Annotated in this window: 14 protein-coding genes; 8 read left to right on the top strand and 6 right to left on the bottom strand. The window is 38.5% G+C overall.

What is annotated here, in order from left to right:
• Positions 1–177: 177 nt before the first annotated feature.
• Positions 178–2,511, top strand: coding sequence for an aerobic respiration two-component sensor histidine kinase ArcB (gene arcB / locus WSC_RS0102240; RefSeq protein WP_016954286.1), 2,334 nt, complete (start codon positions 178–180; stop codon positions 2,509–2,511).
• A gap of 75 nt (positions 2,512–2,586) precedes the next feature.
• Here arcB and arcA read toward each other — a convergent pair whose 3' ends face one another.
• Positions 2,587–3,297, bottom strand: coding sequence for a two-component system response regulator ArcA (arcA, locus tag WSC_RS0102235; protein WP_016954285.1), 711 nt, complete (start codon positions 3,295–3,297; stop codon positions 2,587–2,589).
• Positions 3,298–3,412: 115 nt separating this feature from the next.
• Positions 3,413–4,993, bottom strand: coding sequence for an ATP-binding protein (locus WSC_RS0102230; RefSeq protein ID WP_016954284.1), 1,581 nt, complete (start codon positions 4,991–4,993; stop codon positions 3,413–3,415).
• 270 nt (positions 4,994–5,263) lie between these two features.
• On the opposite strand from WSC_RS0102230, the gene WSC_RS0102225 reads away from it, so the two are divergent.
• A complete protein-coding gene (locus WSC_RS0102225; RefSeq protein WP_016954282.1) occupies positions 5,264–5,683 on the top strand; it encodes a DUF3293 domain-containing protein in 420 nt (139 codons plus the stop codon).
• Position 5,684: 1 nt separating this feature from the next.
• Here the strand turns inward: WSC_RS0102225 and WSC_RS0102220 are convergent, their stop codons facing one another.
• The 4 genes from WSC_RS0102220 to WSC_RS0102205 form a co-directional block, all read right to left on the bottom strand.
• Positions 5,685–5,996, bottom strand: a complete 312-nt coding sequence (locus WSC_RS0102220) for a hypothetical protein (protein ID WP_016954281.1) — start codon at positions 5,994–5,996, stop codon at positions 5,685–5,687.
• 16 nt (positions 5,997–6,012) lie between these two features.
• Positions 6,013–7,446, bottom strand: a complete 1,434-nt coding sequence (glgA, locus tag WSC_RS0102215) for a glycogen synthase GlgA (protein WP_016954280.1) — start codon at positions 7,444–7,446, stop codon at positions 6,013–6,015.
• A gap of 3 nt (positions 7,447–7,449) precedes the next feature.
• Positions 7,450–8,682: a glucose-1-phosphate adenylyltransferase gene (gene glgC / locus WSC_RS0102210; RefSeq protein ID WP_016954279.1), complete on the bottom strand. Its 1,233-nt coding sequence runs from the start codon at positions 8,680–8,682 to the stop codon at positions 7,450–7,452.
• A 151-nt stretch (positions 8,683–8,833) separates the two neighbouring features.
• A complete protein-coding gene (locus WSC_RS0102205) occupies positions 8,834–9,829 on the bottom strand; it encodes a methyltransferase (RefSeq protein ID WP_016954278.1) in 996 nt (331 codons plus the stop codon).
• Between the two features lie 51 nt (positions 9,830–9,880).
• On the opposite strand from WSC_RS0102205, the gene WSC_RS0102200 reads away from it, so the two are divergent.
• The 6 genes from WSC_RS0102200 (at position 9,881) to cysC (ending at position 18,958) form a co-directional block, all read left to right on the top strand.
• The gene (locus WSC_RS0102200) at positions 9,881–13,213 is read left to right on the top strand and encodes a PAS domain S-box protein (protein ID WP_016954277.1); all 3,333 of its coding nucleotides are present in this window, start codon (positions 9,881–9,883) and stop codon (positions 13,211–13,213) included.
• Between the two features lie 64 nt (positions 13,214–13,277).
• Positions 13,278–14,207 carry a sulfate adenylyltransferase subunit CysD gene (gene cysD, locus WSC_RS0102195; protein ID WP_016954276.1) on the top strand — a complete coding sequence of 310 codons (930 nt, stop codon included), beginning with the start codon at positions 13,278–13,280 and terminating at the stop codon, positions 14,205–14,207.
• 12 nt (positions 14,208–14,219) lie between these two features.
• On the top strand, positions 14,220–15,185 hold the full coding sequence (locus WSC_RS0102190; protein WP_016954275.1) for a hypothetical protein: 966 nt from the start codon (positions 14,220–14,222) through the stop codon (positions 15,183–15,185).
• A gap of 12 nt (positions 15,186–15,197) precedes the next feature.
• Positions 15,198–16,613 (top strand): sulfate adenylyltransferase subunit CysN, encoded by a 1,416-nt coding sequence (cysN, locus tag WSC_RS0102185; protein WP_016954274.1) that lies wholly within the window; start codon positions 15,198–15,200, stop codon positions 16,611–16,613.
• Between the two features lie 20 nt (positions 16,614–16,633).
• Complete coding sequence (locus tag WSC_RS0102180; protein ID WP_016954273.1) at positions 16,634–18,352, top strand: SLC13 family permease; 1,719 nt, start codon at positions 16,634–16,636, stop codon at positions 18,350–18,352.
• Positions 18,353–18,361: 9 nt separating this feature from the next.
• On the top strand, positions 18,362–18,958 hold the full coding sequence (gene cysC / locus WSC_RS0102175; protein WP_016954272.1) for an adenylyl-sulfate kinase: 597 nt from the start codon (positions 18,362–18,364) through the stop codon (positions 18,956–18,958).
• The last annotated feature ends 139 nt before the right edge of the window (positions 18,959–19,097 follow it).

Raw genomic sequence — 19,097 nt, 5'->3', positions numbered from 1 at the left:
GCTTCGCAATCCGTGAAGGTGGTCGTACCGTTGGTGCTGGCGTTGTAGCTAAAATCATCGCTTAATTAACAGTTGCTGTTAATTTAAAAGGCGCCTTTCGGCGCCTTTTTTGTATATCTAGCTGGCTTGTGATATACAGTTAGCTCTTTCTATTCTCGATTAAATATACTTCTATCCATGCTTAAAAAAACCACAAAATTATCTTGGCCTGAGCGGGTCGCAAAAGTTGTAAATCGATTCGGTACACTCAGAGTTAGCTTATTCTTTTTTATGTTGGCACTCGGTATTACTTTTGTTGAAGTTACTGTGCTCAATTATTTTTTATATGGCGAAGTTGAAGCTAAATCCTATCTAGATCCGGTATTGTTAACTTTGTTGACCATGCCTTGGGTTTTGTATTTTATCTCAGAGTTAATCCGCCGTTTAGAGCGCTCACGCGAGCATCTAACCCAAGTTATCGAGCAGCTTGAAGCGTTACGTAAACAAGACAAAGCATCGGCGCTAAATTTACGCCACAATATCCAGCAGTTAAATTATGAGATAGAAGAAAGAAAACGTGCTGAGCTACAAAGAGAAGAAGCCATTCGTTTGCTTAAACAACAGATAGAAGAAAGACAAAAAACCCAACAGAACTTAATTGAACAGTCTATTTTATTACGCTCTTGTTTTGATTGTTCCCCTGACATTATTTATTACCGCGACGAAAATGGTCGTTTTTCTGGCTGTAACCGTTCTTTCGAAGAGTTGACCGGCAAAACTGAAAAAGAAATGATAGGTCTGAGCCCATGGGATGTTTATTCAGAAGAAATAGCTGAAAAAGTAGTAGCGTCTGATAGGGAAGTACTTGCAACCAATGCGAGCTTGTCGTATGACATGTGGTTAACTTACCCTGATGGCAGTAAAAAACCTTTCCTAATTAAAAAAGTTCCTTTCTTTAATAATGAAGGCAAACGCATTGGTTTATTGGGTTTTGGCCGCGACATTATGGAGAAACAAAAAGCGCAAGAAGCGTTAGAAAAAGCCAGCCGTGATAAAACCGCCTTTATCTCAACTATCAGCCACGAACTAAGAACGCCACTTAATGGTATTGTTGGTATTAGCCGCATCTTAAAAGATTCTAAATTGACTAAAGAACAGCACAACTATGTTAATACCATATTCGCCTGTGCTGTCACTCTAGGTAATATTTTTAACGATATTATAGATTTAGATAAGATTGAACGGAAAAAACTCGCGATTAACTATGAGCCTGTCGAACTTTCTGGTTTTGTATTTGAATTGAACAGTGTTGCCAGCTTAATGGCTGAGCAAAAACACTTAGAGTTTAGTTTTAACTCTAATGTGCCTGAAGGTACTTGGGTGCAAGCTGATACTACTCGTTTACGCCAAGTTTTGTGGAACTTGCTAGCTAACGCGGTTAAATTTACCTTAAAAGGGGATGTGCAGTTTAATGTTGAATGTCATATTCGTAATACCTTTGCTTGGGTTGATTTTGAAATCATAGATAGTGGCATTGGCATACCCGAACAAGAACTTGAAAACATTTTTACTATGTACTATCAGGTCGATCGCAAAGAAGTTCGTGCTGGTACGGGTACAGGTATAGGTTTAGCTATTTCGAAAATTTTAGTGGATGAAATGGGTGGGCAAATTGAAGTCTATAGTGAAATGAATGAAGGTAGTACTTTCTCTGTTTCACTAAAACTTGATTTGATTGAGGCGCCAGAATCGGCTACACCTGAGTCTTCAGTTAATGGTTTGTCTATTTTGTTAGTCGAAGACGTTGAGCTTAATATTGTTGTCGCTAACTCTATTTTGAAAAAACTAGGCCATAGTGTGGTTGTTGCCAGAACAGGACAGCAGGCAATTGATGCTTTTGGTGTGGGTAAGTTTGATGTGGTACTACTTGATATCCAATTGCCAGATATGACAGGTTTTGATGTATTGCAGCATTGGCAGGATATAGGCGCTGATTTACCGCCTGTGGTGGCATTAACCGCCAACGTGATTAAAACCAAAGAAGAATACTTAGAAAAAGGTATGGCAGACGTTATTGCTAAACCAATTAAAATAGAAAATGTGCATAAAGTATTTAACCGTTTGTTTGCCGAGCAGCAAGGCCAGGTTATTGAAGCAACAGCAGTACGTACAGACAGTAATCAAGATTATGCGGTACTGGATGTCGACTTTTTAGAGCAAATGTTAGATACAATTGGTTATGACCAATTAGAGCAAAACCTTGAACTGTTTGAAAAGCTGATTGCTGAATATATGCAGATTTTAGATACAGTTCTGTGTGCCAAAGACCAAGATGAAATTGGCAAACAAGCACATAAAATTAAAGGTGCCGCTGCTTCTATGGGGTTAAATCATATCCAGAAAATCGCGAATTTAATTCAAATTACAGATTCACCAGCTTGGTGGGAAAACTTGGATGACAGAGTCGAACAGTTAAAGCATGCGTGTGAAGATGATTTGCAAGTATTAAAGCAATGGATGGCAAGCCTGTAGGGCAGGTTGAATAAGACTAGGAAATTATCCAGCAGCCAATAGGCTGCTGAGATAAAACCTAACAGAAATCGTCTATTACGCCTCTACTTCACCACAAAAGCGATAACCTTCGCCGTGGATAGTTGAAATAATTTCAGGTGTATCAGGGATCTCTTCAAAGTGTTTACGTAAACGACGGATAGTCACGTCAACAGTACGGTCATTTGGCTTAAGTTCACGACCTGTCATTTCTTTGATTAATTGTTCACGTGTTAAAATTTTGCCTGGGTTATCTAGCAATAATTTTAATGCACGGTATTCGCTTTTTGGTAAACGAATTGCTTCTTCAGAAGGTGATACCAAAGAGCGGCTATCACAATCTAAAACCCAACCGTTAAATCTGTATTCAGTAACACTTTCAGTTGATTCAACAGGTGCTGTTTTAGTTCTGTTCATCAAGTTGCGTGCACGTATAGTTAACTCACGTGGATTAAATGGTTTAACTAAATAGTCGTCGGCACCAATTTCTAAACCTAAGATACGATCTACATCGTTATCACGACCAGTTAAGAAAATTAAACCCATATTTTTGTTTTCACGTAATTCACGTGCCAACATTAGGCCATTTTTACCTGGTAGGTTAATGTCCATGACAACTAAATTGATGTCAGTAGTTTTTAAAACCGTGTGCATCTCTTCGCCATTCTCCGCAGAGAATACGTTATACCCTTCAGCCTCAAAAAGGCTAGTAAGTGTATTACGAGTGACGGCTTCATCTTCAACGATTAATATATTATGTGTTTGCATTGGCGTTAGGATTCTTCTGTTAAGTAAAAAATGGTATTAATAAATTATTTTTTATCACTTACGATTATAGTTAACCGTTTGATAAGTCTCAATCTATAACTGTAGATTTAATATACTATTTTGGGCTTTTTTTAACATTTACCGGTATTTCTATTTTGAATAGTACGCCTTTGTCTTCTTCACTCTCAATATGGATGCTGCCATTGAGTGCTTGAGTTACTAAATTGTAGACTAAATGCATGCCTAAACCACTGCCACCTTCGCCGCGTTTGGTAGTGACAAAAGGGTCAAATATGCGTTTTTTCATATTGTCATCTACGCCTATGCCATCATCTTTAAAGGTCAGTTTTAGATAACCTGAGCTAACCGCAACACTAATATCTATAGTACCAACTCTACCTTGTGGGAAAGCATGAATAATTGAGTTCATAATCAAGTTAATTAATATTTGATTAAGTGGGCCAGGTTTGCTTTCTATGACCAAGTTTTCATCACAATTTAAATTGATGGTGTGCGGTGTTGCTTTAATTTTAGGTCTAAGAGACAAGAGCACATCATTTAGAAAATCTAGGACTTTAAACGAACGGGCATTTTCGTTACTTTGGTCAACAGCAACTTGTTTAAAGCTACTAATTAACTCTGCTGCTCTATTGAGGTTACGATAGATGATGTTAAGGTTTTCTTCGCCTTCAGTTAAAAATTTATCAAGTTGTTTGGCGGTTAACTTTTTATTATCTAGCGCGTGTTTTACTTCGTGTAATCTATCGTTCATCAAGGTTGATGCTGTTACACCTAAGCCAATTGGTGTATTAACTTCATGGGCGATACCGGCAACCATATCACCGAGTGACGCCATTTTTTCATTTTCGACCAGTTGGTTTTGGTATTTATGTAGAGTTTCTAAGGTCGTCAGTAGTTCATTATTGGCATCTTTTAATGCGTCGGTTCTTTGGTTTACTTTGTCTTCGAGGTTTTGGTTTAATTTACGAATTTCCAATTCAGATTGGGCTTGTTTATCCATGTATGATTGAAATCTGTCTAACAAAGTATTAAATGACGAACTTAAGCCATTGAGTTCTATTAAACTTTGTTTCGGAGCGCGTACCGAATAATCTTTTTCTTTTGAAGCATACTTAAATAGTTTGACTAGCTCGCTAATAGGTCCTGTGATACTTTTTTGTAAACGTAACGCCAATACCCAAGCCGTTAATAGCGAAAGCACTAACACGGTAAATTTTAGGTATAAACTGTTCCACAGTTGTTGATACTGTTTATCTAGGGTAAACCTTGCATAAATAAAACCTAGCTGCTGATCTTCAAATTGAATGCTTCGAACAACCTCTAAATGTTTATCTGAAAACTCAGGCTCTACCAAACTATCGAGTTGGTTAATTTTAGTTGGGATAGGCGGGACATTTTTTTTGTTATAACTGGCAAAAAACTCAGTCTGCTCATTTTTTTTATCAAAGCGATAGATGTGAATATTGTCTATATTGTCAACTAGATTTAAATTGGACAACCGTGCGTTTTCGGCACTTGGATCATTAAAAATTAAATTTGAGGTTGCACTAAAACCAATAATGTCACTGTAAGATATTGCTTGGCTCGCAAGTGTACTTTTTTGCTGTTTAAATTCAAAATAGCCATTACTGACAAAAGCTAACAATAGAGCTACAACCGAAATAAACAGCACCATATTAATGATGTTGGATTTTATTGAAGAGATTGAGCTAGTTTTATTTATTGGTTTTGACTGTGACATGCCCGCAGTTTTTTTAGCTGACTTGAATTTAGTGTATGAACAAAGTTGAAAATGCACAAGTTGAGTTGTGATTTATAAACAACTAATTATCAGCAGCGAAGAGCCAAGCATGTATGGGTAGAATGAATTTTTGATGAAACGATTGAAAATTAGCCAATATAGATTAGAGTTAGAGCAAATAAATCGCTCTGAAACTGTACTACTATGCAAGCAATTTGGCAGATATATAAAAATGTTGTTTTTGAGTTTGGTCAACCGTTAAGTCCTCGTCTTAATTTTGCGATTATTACCGCACACAATCCACTCGGCGAGCTCTGCAGTGCTGGACAAAATGCGATGTTAGATAGGGTACTGCAACGAGATATAACAGCATTAGGTGTACCATATCGTAGTTTATTTGGCTGTGATTCGACCAAAAGCCACATGGAAAAGAGTTGGGCAATTGCCATAGATAAAGAGATAGCGATTACATTAGCTAAAAATCACAAACAAAATGCTTTGTACTGGGTTGCAGATGATCAGTTATATTTAGTGCCTGCGCTGATGGTTGGCGTGCAAGAAGAGTATATAGGCCGTTTTAGTGATAAAGTGATTTCAATAAATGCACAACTGAGCGTCAGTTAAATCAACTACCTAATAATAATTTTAAAAACGTTTGCTGAGTCATACCATAACTTTGTTGAATTTGTAGAAAGACAGCTTGTTGCTCTTGTTCATTGAGTTGCTGATTGATTAACTTGGTAAAATCGGCAACGCAGACACATAATGCTTTGTTGTTAAACTCATCTTGAGTAGATTTTATGCTTCGAATGATTTTATGTGGGCAAATTTCTTGGCGTAACTTTACGCAAGGCTCATGCGCGAATAGTTTTGCAGACATCAAAAAAACAGTTGATGAAAACGCAATTAAGCATAGCTGTTTAACTACGTATTTCATCTACTATTCATCCAATCTATTTTATTAGACTCTGGTATAGCGCTTCATACTCCATGGCAGATTCGTGCCAATTAAAGCGAGTTTGCATAGCGCGCTTACGGATAAAGTCAAAGGTTTGTTTATACTCGTGATAGAACAACAGGGCTTTACGCACACAGTTTAATAACTCTTCACTATCTGGCCGGTTGAATACAAAACCATTAGCGTTTGCCGGATCAGCTTCCAAGTCAATAACAGTGTCTTTTAAACCACCAACGGCACGGACAATCGGCAATGTCCCATAAGCAAGTGAATACATTTGGTTGAGCCCACAAGGCTCAAATAACGAAGGCATCATAAAGAAGTCACTACCTGCGGTAATTAGATGAGAAAAACTCAAACTAAAGTCATGCATAAAGTAGAATTTATTACGATGTTTATCGCTAATTGCCTGAATTTGACTAACTAAATGCGGGTCACCTGTGCCTATCATGACAAACTGCACGTTGTGATGCAGAATGTTTTCTAACACTGGGATTAAATAACCAAAGCCTTTTTGATCGGTAATACGGCAGACCATACCAATTAAGGGTATATCACCATCTACCGGCAAATGACTCATTTGCTGCAAGCTAGCTTTACAAAATGCTTTACCACTCATATTTTCTACAGTGTAATTAGAAGGTATCAGTGGATCAGTTGCAGGATCCCATTGGCTATAATCACAGCCATTGATTATGCCAGCCATGTCATGTGATCTAGCTCTAAAATAGTCACCCATATGGTGAGAGCCTAAATCAGTTTGCAATTCTTGAGCATAGCTTGGACTTACTGCAACAATTTTACTCGCATAACGTACGCCCATTTTTAAATAGTTAACATGGCCATGGTTTAGGTCTTCGTGGTTAACACCACTTTTAGCTAAAAAAGGCACACTATCTATATGAAATTGGCCTTGGAAAGCACCATTATGTACTGACAAAACGGTTTTAGCATCAGTCAAAAACGGATTATCTGACCAGTGTTTATGTAAATAAAATGGAATTAATCCGGTATGCCAATCATTACAATGGATCACGTCCGTTTTAAATTCTAACAACTGAGCAAGGTGCAGTGCGGCCATGCTGAAAAAAGCATAACGCTCACCATTGTCATCATATGCTTCATAACCATCACTATAAATGCCCTTGCGGTCAAAGTAGGTCGGATAATCGACTAAATAAACAACAACACCATGTAATTCAATTTGTTTAACGCTGTATGTGTAAGTTAAGTCGCCTGCGTGTAATTCCACATCTTGTAAAATGGTGCGAGCGTTTTCAACGTTCGCACTTATTTTATACAAGGGGGTGACAATACGTACATCATGGCCGACTTTTTTAAATGACACAGGCAGGGCTTTTGCAACATCTGCTAGCCCTCCAGTTTTGGCAAGGTCTTCAACTTCCGACGATACAAATAATATATTCATAGGTTAGTCGTCGAACCCTACTTTTGTGCCTTTTGGTACGGTAACTATGCCGCCAGCTGAGATAGTAAATCCACGTTTTTCATCCAAATCGTGGTCTACGCCTATGCTAGTGCCAGGAGCTACTTCAACGTTCTTATCTAAGATAGCTCGATGAATTGTACAGCCTTCACCAATGACGTTGTTACCCATAATTACACTCTCTGTAATAGCTGAGTTAGGTTCAACAATCACTTCAAAGCCTAACACTGATTTCTTAACTGTTGCGCCTTGCACGATACAACCTGATGCAATTGAGCTGTCAGTGATTTGGTTGGCTTCACCGTTTTTACAGCTATAGATCTGAGCCGCAGGTACAGTTGGGTGATAAGTGCGCATAGGCCACTTTGGATTATATAAATCTAACGCGCTGTCAGCATCTAATAAATCCATTGAAGCTTGCCAATAAGAGTCAATTGTACCAACATCACGCCAATAGAAAGGGTCACCTCTTTCACCTGGAATCTTATTGTTGGCGAAGTCATAAACGTACACATTACCTTCAGCCATTAAATTAGGGATAATGTTTTTGCCAAAATCATGTGACGAATTCGGATCTTGTGCGTCTTCTTTTAGTTGTTTATATAACACATCTGGATCGAATACATAGTTACCCATAGAAATGAGTGCAACATCAGGATTACCCGGTAATGACTTAGGTTTAGCAGGTTTTTCTTCAAAGCCAATCAATCGACCTTCTTCGTCAATTTCCATCACGCCAAATTGGTGCGCTTCTTCAATTGGAACCCGAATTGCCGCTACGGTTAAATCGGCTTGTTTGTTTTTATGAAAATCCGTCATCTGACGAACGTTCATTTTATAAATGTGATCACTACCAAAAATAACGACCAAATCAGGATCGTGAATTTCGATTAATCTAAGGTTTTGATAAATTGCATCCGCAGTGCCTTCGTACCATCTTTTGCCCATCCGCATTTGCGCTGGAATTGGATCGATAAAATGATCTGTAAGCCCTGAAAAATGCCAAGCTTGCCGAAGATGAATGTTCAGTGATTGAGATTTGAATTGAGTTAACACATAGATTTTTAATAAATCAGAATTAACAAAGTTGTTTAAAACGAAGTCAACTAAGCGATATTGACCCGCAAAAGGTACAGCCGGTTTTGTACGCGTTTCGGTTAATGGGAATAACCGTGTGCCCGCGCCACCAGCCAAAATCATCGATAAGATCCCTGCCATAGTCGTGCCTTGTAATGTTCTGTAGACTCAAATCCAATACTTGGATATTCCGCTGTCCACCACATGCTCCGGATACATGTAAAACCGCTAACCGAACACACGTCAGTGAACAAGTCACACCCAACTATGGGACATTAAGTCTCTATTGAGGTTAACGATTGAAAGCACAATAAACTTTAAATTTATTGTCCTCAGCTACCACATCAACACAGTTAAAGTGGTCTTGCAAAATCTGAGCATACTTCAAAAATCGATTAGCAACAATATATAAACGGCCATTTGTTGTTAATACATTTTTGCAATCTTTTATAAAGCGCTCAGTGATATGGTAGTCTATTTTTATTCCTGTGTGGAAGGGGGGATTGCTAAAAATCCACTGATAGTTTGATGAAATTTTAGTTAAACCGTCGGAAATGACCACTGATCCAACCAGTTGATTGATTAAAAGTGTTTGTTTACTGCTTTCAATGGCTAGGGCATCTATGTCACACATATCTATTTGGCAATCTGGATGGTATTTTTTTATGTAGCTGCCAATCACGCCACAGCCACATGCAAAATCGAGGACTTTTCCTGAAATATTAGTCGGCAAGTTTGATAGCAATAGTTTGGTTCCATGATCTAACTCTTTAAAACTAAAGACACCAGGTAAACTTGCTACGGCAATGTTTTTGTCATTTATTTGATAATCTGACTGTTGGAAGTTAATTGCTGAAGCCGCGCTGTCATTTAAAATACCACGCATCAATACACAATGCTTTCCTGAGGCTATTTTTACTATGTTGTCGAGCTGATTTGCTAGGAGTTTACCACTGCTTTTTATCCCGCCTTTATTTTCGCCAACAAAATAGATAGTTGTTTTTGGTGGTAAAATTGATTTTAATAGGTCAATCAGCCAAATCGCTTTTTCTTTTGACTTAGGGAAAAACAGCACTACATTTTTATAGAGCTGGTTTGGTTTTTGTGGCCATAAAAATGATTTTTGATTGGGAATCTGCATATCCCGGAAAATCCAGGTATCAGCGTTAGCAAAACATGGGTCAGATAAATCAGCACTTTCAATGGGATCAACAAATAAAAATGAATGATCAATCTCATCAGATAAAACTTTTTTTAACAATTGGCTAGCGAGGGAAGGTGTTTGCATGTTTAATAAGCAGTTTTTACAGATCAATTATTTGGTTAGATTAACATAATCATGAATAAAGCGGGACGCTGGTTTTTCATAAGTTTTGTAATAGGGGCAACTGGATTGTTGGTATTAGCCTTTATTATTCAGTCGCATTTGGTTAAATATTTCCAGGCCGAAAAACAACAAAATTTGACTGCTCAAGTCGAATTGGCTTATTCGCAAGTTCAAGAATTAGTCAATCTAGAATTGGCCGAATTAGCTGTTTGGACTGAGCATCCTTTAGTTGTGGAGTTTGCCAAACAACAACTGGCCATTAGTGCACAGCAAGCAACGTTACCCAGTTTACGTGAAATGGACTATCTGGCGTTACTTATTGAGAATGGCGTATTGTCAGATGTTAATTACCATAATACTTATATATTCACACCTGATGGTCAGCAAGTTTGGCAGGCCGAAACTAGCATAGAACCACTTACAATCCCGCTCAGTCACCGACATTATTGGTTGCAACAACTTAATCTTGGTCGGCCGGCAGCATTATTTCTAACCGAGAAATCAATTGCAAATGTATTTTTCCCCATTCTATTTGCTGTCCCTGTGGTTGAAGAAAGTAAAGTGGTTGCGATTTTAGCGTTAGAACTTAATCATGCATACCGAATGTCCACTATATTGAGTGCTGCGCGAATGTCTGGTCAAGGGCGGGTTTATTTGTATGCCAATACTGGTGAGATATTGTTAAGTGATAAACAAGGCAGCAGCAAGCTTGACGACAACTATGTGATCCAAAAAGTAGAGCCTAGATCTGAAACTACTGACTTTTCGTCAGTAAAGACTCGTTCAGAACAAACCAAAGACTTTTTATATGCTCATGGTTGGATGGAAGCGAGGAATTTTGGCATTTTGCTCAGTCTACCACGTGAAATTGTCGATCAAGCATTAAAGAAAATTCAAGTTGGTATTCTTATACTGGTATTTTTTGCCTTTATTGTCATGTTAGTGCTTATCTTTGTCGTCAATGTTAGTCGCGAAAAGCTTAGGGCAAAACAAGATTCTATCTTGCGCCACCAACAGCGATTGTTACATGTACAAGACTTAGCTCATGTCGCTTGTATAGAGTTGGATAGTAAAACTAATGAAATCGACTGGTATAGTGGTTTTGAATTTATCAATGAGTTGTTGTCGATTGATAGTGTCGATCCAAAGGTCATGTACAAGCAACTTCATCCTAGCCAGCGAGGGTTAATTGCAGGGCAAATTGACACAGTGCAGCGTGAACAACGAACCTCTGAATGTGAAATTTACTTTAAAGATAAACAAGGTGACACCAAATTTTTCTTGGCTAAATTTTATCTCAAAGGTAACCCACATCAGCAATCAAGTATCTTAATCTTAATAACGGATATTACCGAACAAAAGCTTAAACAAAAAGAAGCTCTACAAGCTGAAATTGAATACCGAGATTTAATTTTACAAAGTGCCCATGATGGTATTGTCAGTGTTGATGTTACCGGACAAATCTCTTTATCAAATTCAGCTAGTGAGAGTATGTTAGGTTACAGTAAACGTGAATTACAATTGAAACGTTTATACCAATTTATAGATAAACCTTCAGGGTTATCTATGTCCGGCAGTGCTCCGTGTTTTATGTCTTGTGAACAACAACAACCGATAATGGGAACCTATTGGTTTAGGCGTAAAGATGGTTCTACTTTTCCTGCCGATTGTCGAGTTAACCCGATTATTCGCAATGATGAATCAGTGGGCGCTGTCTATCTTTTTCGCGATATTTCAGAGCAACTGAAATTTGAAAGTGAGTTAAAAGAAAGAGAGCAAAGATTCCGTCGAGTGATTGAAGGTACATCAGATGCAACCTTTGATTGGAACATGTTAGATAATAAGTTGCATTGGAATGCCCGTTATTGGGAAATTCTCGACTATCCTTATGCTGAAGCGCAGCGGCTTGCAGACTCGGCGCATTTTTGGCATGAAACCGTTTATCCTCAAGATTTAGACAATTTAATTACCCAAATTCAAGCACATCTTGTCCACAATCGAAATTTTGACTGTGAATTTAGAGCCTGTAAACGTCAAGGGGATACAATTTGGTTACGGGCGCGTGGTCAGGCAATTCGAGAACAGGGCAAGTTTATTTATATGTCAGGGACTATCTCTGATATCTCCAACATTAAATCAGCCGAACAAGATAAATTAATTTTGGAGGAGCAGTTGCGTCATTCGCAAAAAATGGAGGCGATTGGTCAATTAACTGGCGGCATAGCGCATGATTTTAATAATATTCTTGCTTCTGTATTAGGTTATGCAGAACTGATCCAAGACTGTATTGAGTTGGAACAGACAGCAAAATTACCTGATTATGTTGAACAAATTGTCACCTCAGGTGAAAGGGCACGAGATCTAATCCGACAAATGATGGTATTTAGCCGCAATGATACCCAATCAACCGAAGCCATTAGTTTAAATAAAGTATTAAAAGATACTTTAGCTATGGTTAGGCCTTTATTGCCCAGCTCTATTGAAACCCAAGTCAACATAGATGCAGATTGTCGCGTATTGGCTAACCCAATCCAACTACAACAAATTATTATGAATTTGGCAATCAATGCGCGAGATGCTATGTCGGCGCGAGGTTTTATTATTGTCGAGACCGAGTTTGTCACTTCAGGTGTGCGAGTATGTTCTTCCTGTCACAATCCTTTTGAAGGATTGATGGTATGCATTCGTGTCAAAGACAATGGCAAAGGCATAGACGAAGAAACGCTGAAAAGAATTTTTGATCCATATTTTACCACTAAAGGTTTAGGTGAAGGTTCGGGCATGGGCTTGTCAATCGTGCATGGTATTATTCATCAATTAGGTGGTCACATAAAAGTAGAGAGTGAATTAAACCTAGGAACTCAATTTGAAATTTATTTACCTGTGGTTTACCAAGCTGACGAACATAAAGAATTAGCTGCCGATGAGGTGATTGCACCGCATACATCCAATAGTAAAATTTGCATTGTGGATGATGAATCTGCAATAGCGAGTTATTTGGCTGAAAAATTGACTATGCATGGCTTTGATTGTTGTACATTTACTGATAGTGTAACAGCGTTACGCAAGGTATCTGAAAATATTGATATGTACGATTTGTTAATTACCGACCAAACTATGCCAGAATTAAATGGCATTGAGTTAGCAAGTCAGCTTAAACAACTTCGCTCAGACTTGCCTGTGATCTTAATGACGGGATACAGTGATTTAGTAAACGATAAAAACATAGAGCAATTTGATGTTGAAGGATTTATCGCTAAACCCATTGATTCCAATCAGTTACTCAAATTAGTGACGGAGACACTAGAATTGAGCCTAAATCTGCAAAATGAACATATCAAATAACAAATTTGATTATTAATTCTGCTTAGAATCCATTATTCTAAGCATATAATTTTATGAACCCTTTATGACAGAAGAAGCGCATACCATGTCTGAACATAGATTGACTCATTTGAAACAGCTAGAAGCTGAATCTATACATATTATTCGTGAAGTTGTCGCTGAGTTTGAAAATCCGGTTATGTTGTATTCAATCGGTAAAGACTCATCCGTGTTATTGCATTTAGCACGTAAGGCATTTTTCCCTGCAAAAATTCCATTTCCTTTGTTGCACGTTGATACAACGTGGAAATTCCGTGAAATGGTTGAGTTCCGTGATCGTATTGCCAAAGAATATGGCTTTGACTTGTTAGTTCATATCAACCAAGAAGGTGTAGATATGAATGTTGGCCCATTTACTCACGGTAGTGCCAAGCACACAGACATCATGAAAACTCAAAGCTTAAAACAAGCTTTAAATAAATATGGTTTTGATGCTGCATTTGGTGGTGCGCGTCGTGATGAAGAAAAATCACGTGCAAAAGAGCGTGTTTATTCATTCCGCGATAAAAACCATAGATGGGACCCAAAAAATCAACGTCCAGAGTTGTGGAACATCTACAACAGTAAAATTGATAAAGGTGAAAGCATCCGTGTATTCCCATTATCTAACTGGACTGAATTAGATATTTGGCAATATATTTTCCTAGAAAATATTGATATTCCATCTTTATATTTTGCTAAAGAGCGTCCTGTTGTTGAGCGTGATGGCGTGAAAATTATGGTTGATGATGACCGTATGCCATTAGAGCCAGGCGAAACACCTAAAATGGAAATGGTTCGTTTCCGTACTTTAGGTTGTTACCCATTAACAGGTGCGGTGAATTCAACTGCAGCTACTTTGCCTGAAATCATTCAAGAAATGTTGTTAACCTCAACTTCAGAGCGCCAAGGTCGTGTGATCGATAGCGATTCTTCTGGCTCAATGGAGAAGAAGAAAATTGAAGGTTACTTCTAAAACGGAATGACAATGCAAAACTACATTGATGTTTTTAATGGTGATGCCGACGGTATTTGTGCCTTGTTGCAATTGCGTTTAGCAGAGCCGCAAGACAGTACACTTGTAACTGGCGTTAAACGCGATATTAAATTACTTGAAAAAGTACAAGCGCAGGCAGGTGACAAAGTCACTGTACTTGATATTTCAATGGACAAAAATAAAACACCACTTTTAGCTCTATTAGAGCAAAAGGTTGAGGTGTTTTATTGTGACCATCATTTTGCTGGGGAAATCCCACAAAATGAACAGCTTGAAAGTTTAATTGATACCGCAGCAGATACTTGTACTAGCTTGTTGATTAACCAATACCTTAATGGTCAATTTGTTAATTGGGCTATTGCTGCCGCATATGGTGACAACATGCTGGTTGCTGCGGAACAACTTGCTGATGAGCAAGGGTTAAGCACTGAGCAAAAAGCGCAATTAAAAGCTTTAGGTATAGCTATTAATTACAATGGTTATGGTGCTACAGTGACAGATTTACACTATGCACCAGATGAGTTGTTTCGTTTATTGTTAGCTTATGCTGATCCGCTTGAGATGATTAGTGAACAAGCGGACATTTATACCAAGCTGATAGCTAACTACGAAGCGGATATGCAACAAGCTGAACACGCAAAGTTGTTGCATCAAAGTGCAGTAGGCAAAATATTTGTATTGCCTAATCAAGCATGGGCTCGCCGAGTATCTGGTGTATGGGGCAATGATTTAGCTAACCGCACACCAGCAGATGCACACGCAGTATTAACTGAATTACCACAAGGTGGTTATTTGGTTTCAGTACGTGCGCCGAAAGAAAACGCCTTTGGTGCCGACGAATTATGCATGAAGTTTGCAACCGGCGGTGGCCGCAAAGCAGCGGCAGGCATCAATGAGTTACCCGAATCAGAATTATCCAGATTTATCGCTGAATTTGATCAGCAATACACAGTTTAAGAGGAATGCTTTATGTCGCATCAATCTGACTTGATCGAAAAAGATATATTGGCTTATCTAAAAGAGCATGAAAATAAAGAATTATTGCGCTTTTTAACATGCGGAAGCGTAGACGATGGTAAAAGTACTTTAATCGGTCGTTTGCTTCATGACTCAAAAATGATTTATGAAGACCAATTAGCTGCAATCACCAAAGACAGTAAAAAGTCTGGTACCACAGGTGAAGAAGTTGATTTAGCTTTGTTAGTTGATGGTTTGCAGTCTGAGCGTGAGCAAGGTATTACAATTGACGTTGCTTATCGTTACTTCTCAACTTCTAAGCGTAAATTCATTATTGCGGATACCCCAGGGCATGAACAATACACGCGTAACATGGCAACAGGTGCATCAACTTGTGATTTAGCTATCATCTTAATTGATGCGCGTGCTGGTGTTAAAACCCAAACTAAACGTCATAGCTTTATTGTTGATTTGTTGGGTATCAAACACGTTGTTGTTGCTGTAAACAAAATGGACTTAGTTGATTACAGTGAAGAAACCTACAACAAAATTAAAGAAGATTATTTAGATTTCGCTCAAGAGCTTAATATCACAGATATTCGTTTTGCACCTATGTCAGCGCTTAAAGGCGACAATGTTGTAAACAAGAGCGAAACTATGCCTTGGTACGAAGGCGAAACTTTAATGCAAATGTTGGAAAGTGTACAAATTGCTGCAGATCGCAATTTGGCTGAATTCCGCATGCCAGTACAATATGTAAATCGTCCACATCTAAACTACCGTGGTTTTGCTGGTACCATAGCATCTGGTATTGTGCGTGTTGGTGATGAAATTACCGCCATGCCTTCTGGTAAAACTTCAAAAGTTAAAACCATTGATACTTTTGACGGTGAAATTGCAGAAGCATTTGCACCTATGTCAGTGACCTTAACCTTAGAAGACGAAATTGATATTAGCCGTGGTGATGTAATTTCTGCATCAGCTTCGTTACCAGAAGTTTCACAAGCTGTATCTGCGCATATTGTGTGGATGGCTGAAGACGCAATGCAACCAGGCAAAATGTACGATTTCAAACTAGGTTCAAAAACCACAAGTGGTCAAGTAAACCAAGTTGATTATCGCATCAATGTAAATACTTTAGCGCACGAAGATACACAAGCACTTGCTTTGAATGAAATTGGTGTGTGTGAAGTGCAATTAAATGCGCCTGTTGTTATTGAACGTTACGAAAACAACCGTGCATTAGGTAGCTTTATTGTGATTGACCGTTTAACCAACGTAACTGTTGGCGCGGGCATGATTATTCAAGCAGCGGAAGGTAAACAAACTAAACAACAATTCTCTGAGTTTGAATTGGAATTAAATCAATTAGTGCGTAAACACTTCCCACATTGGCAAGCAGTTGATCTGCGTGATTTACTTAAATAATCAAATAGATTTATATGCTAATGGAACAGGCTGCAACTGCAGCCATCTTTGTTGGAACCATAGCCGCGCTGGTTTTCTCACACTGGCGCGCGTCTAATATATTTAGCGCTGCAGTACTGGCGCTATTTGCCTGTCAACTTGTTACCATAGAAACAACACTTGAAAAAGCGGTCAATCCTGGCGTAGTCACTTTGTTAGCTTTGATGTTGGCATCTCGAGCATTAGAACGAACAAGTTTACTCAAATTATTTGCCCGTAATGCACTTGAGCAAAATGAAAACAGAACACTGATTAAGTTAACCACTTTATCTGCATTTGCCTCTTCATTTTTAAATAACACAGCCGTGGTTGCGGCGTTATTACGTCCGATCAAAAATCAAAATAAGATAGCAGCCTCTAAATTACTTATACCACTGAGTTACGCGGCCATTTTAGGTGGCACAACTACTTTAGTTGGCACTTCAACCAATATGGTGGTCAACAGTTTTTGGATGGATGCAGGCCATCCGAGTTTAGGTTTTTTTGAATTTTTTCCTGTAGGTATTGCACTGGTAGGGGCCGGTTTGCTGGTTATGCTGTTGCACAAAAAAGTGCTACCAAACAATCATGTAAAAGAAGAACAAAAACAATACTTTGTTGATATTAAAGTCAAAGCAGATTCGCCACTAGTTGGTCATACCATTCATGACAACCATTTACGTAACTTAAATAGCTTCTTTTTAGTCGAAATTATTCGCCGTGGTCAATCAATTGCACCTGTGCGTCCAAGCCATATGATAGAAGCGGAAGATAGGTTAGTTTTTTCAGGTGAAATTAGCCATATAGAAGAATTACAAACCTTGCCTGGGGTTAAGTTTTTTGCCGAGCACACTGGGTTAATGAGTGATAATCTAGTTGAAGTCGTGTTAACCAGCGGTTCTAATCTAGTCGGTAAAACGCTTAAATCAGTTGGCTTTCGAGCTATGTTTGATGCAGCTGTTGTTGGCCTTAAGCGTAATGGTTTAAGCGTACCGGGTAAACTCGGTGAAGTGACTCTGCAAGAAGGTGATAATTTGCTTTTGGCGGCAGGGCGCGATTTTAAAAGCAGAAAAAATATCGATAAACATTTCATTTTGGTATCAGATGTAAATGTTGAGCAGCCATTAACGACTAAAACCAACAATATGGTGATCTTTGGTTTTATGGCTGTGATGGCATTAGCTGTCTTTGAAATTGTACCTTTATTACAAGGTTTAGTATTTTTTATTGCCGCTACGTTGGCTGGAAAAGTTGTAAAAACGGCTGAGTTAAAAAGGCTATTTCCGTTTGATTTATGGCTGATTATCACCGCCGCATTAACTTTAGCCGAAGCTATGCAGCAAACCGGTTTAAGCCAAAATTTAGCTAATGGCATACATGCTGTGTTTAGCCAATATTCAGTTTGGGTCGCGTTTATCGGCATCTTGGTAGCAACTGTGGTACTAACTGAGTTAATTACTAATAATGCAGCGGCTGCTTTAATGTTTCCGATAGCCATAGGTTTAGCTGAAAGTTTTGCAGCGAATCCACTCACTTTTGTAATGGCAATAGCCTTTGGTGCGAGTGCGAGCTTTTTAAGCCCTTATGGTTATCAAACTAACTTGCTTGTATTTAATACGGGTGGGTATAAATTTACAGATTTTGTACGTTATGGTTTTCCGGTCACGCTTGTTTATGTCACACTGACCGCCATACTCGTACCTTACTTTTTTCCGTTTTAAGGTCTAATCATGAATGAAAATATTGTTTGGCACCCAACTCAAGTAGAAAAAGCGCAGCGTGCACAACAGAAAAATCAAAAGCCGTGCATTTTGTGGTTCACTGGTTTAAGTGGTTCTGGCAAGTCAACTGTTGCTAATGCTGTTGAAAGCAAGTTATTTGAAGCTAACGTACATTCGTATTTGTTGGACGGTGATAATGTTCGCCACGGTATCAATAAAGATTTAACTTTTAGTGATGAAGACCGCATTGAGAATATTCGTCGCATTGGTGAAATCAGTAAGTTGTTTGTTGATTCTGGTTTAATTGTATTAACGGCATTTATTTCTCCTTTCAGAGCTGATCGCCAAATGGTGCGTGATTTGGTTGGTGACGGTGAATTTATCGAGGTGTTTATTGATACGCCGATTGAGGTGTGTGAGCAGCGCGATCCTAAAGGTTTGTATAAAAAAGCTCGCAGCGGTGAAATTAAACAATTTACTGGGATAGATTCGCCATATGAAGCACCTGAAAATCCAGAGATTGTTGTTAAAACAGCTGAGTTAACTATTGAAGGTTGTGCTGATTTAGTTTTAGAGCATTTACGTGCTAAGGGCTATTTAGCTTAGTTTTTCCTTTCGCTTCTCCTTTTTAAATCGCTGGTTCTTTTTAATTACGGCGTTTGGAAGTTGCAGTCAATTCACCAAACGCTTCAAGCCATATATGGACCCACTCCGTTTGCAAGTAATTTGATTGATTAAAAACTAA

This window comes from Catenovulum agarivorans YM01 (assembly GCF_000281085.1).
GTDB classification, from domain to species: Bacteria; Pseudomonadota; Gammaproteobacteria; order Enterobacterales; family Alteromonadaceae; genus Catenovulum; species Catenovulum agarivorans.
Note: the sequence above shows the minus strand (reverse complement) of the source record. Positions and strands in the feature narration are given on the sequence as shown.

Coding starts and splice junctions, on each gene's coding strand:
- arcB (WP_016954286.1), top strand. CDS start 178: ATGCTTAAAAAAACCACAAAATTATCTTGGCCTGAGCGGGTCGCAAAA.
- arcA (WP_016954285.1), bottom strand. CDS start 3,297: ATGCAAACACATAATATATTAATCGTTGAAGATGAAGCCGTCACTCGT.
- WSC_RS0102230 (WP_016954284.1), bottom strand. CDS start 4,993: ATGGTGCTGTTTATTTCGGTTGTAGCTCTATTGTTAGCTTTTGTCAGT.
- WSC_RS0102225 (WP_016954282.1), top strand. CDS start 5,264: ATGCAAGCAATTTGGCAGATATATAAAAATGTTGTTTTTGAGTTTGGT.
- WSC_RS0102220 (WP_016954281.1), bottom strand. CDS start 5,996: ATGAAATACGTAGTTAAACAGCTATGCTTAATTGCGTTTTCATCAACT.
- glgA (WP_016954280.1), bottom strand. CDS start 7,446: ATGAATATATTATTTGTATCGTCGGAAGTTGAAGACCTTGCCAAAACT.
- glgC (WP_016954279.1), bottom strand. CDS start 8,682: ATGGCAGGGATCTTATCGATGATTTTGGCTGGTGGCGCGGGCACACGG.
- WSC_RS0102205 (WP_016954278.1), bottom strand. CDS start 9,829: ATGCAAACACCTTCCCTCGCTAGCCAATTGTTAAAAAAAGTTTTATCT.
- WSC_RS0102200 (WP_016954277.1), top strand. CDS start 9,881: ATGAATAAAGCGGGACGCTGGTTTTTCATAAGTTTTGTAATAGGGGCA.
- cysD (WP_016954276.1), top strand. CDS start 13,278: ATGACAGAAGAAGCGCATACCATGTCTGAACATAGATTGACTCATTTG.
- WSC_RS0102190 (WP_016954275.1), top strand. CDS start 14,220: ATGCAAAACTACATTGATGTTTTTAATGGTGATGCCGACGGTATTTGT.
- cysN (WP_016954274.1), top strand. CDS start 15,198: ATGTCGCATCAATCTGACTTGATCGAAAAAGATATATTGGCTTATCTA.
- WSC_RS0102180 (WP_016954273.1), top strand. CDS start 16,634: ATGGAACAGGCTGCAACTGCAGCCATCTTTGTTGGAACCATAGCCGCG.
- cysC (WP_016954272.1), top strand. CDS start 18,362: ATGAATGAAAATATTGTTTGGCACCCAACTCAAGTAGAAAAAGCGCAG.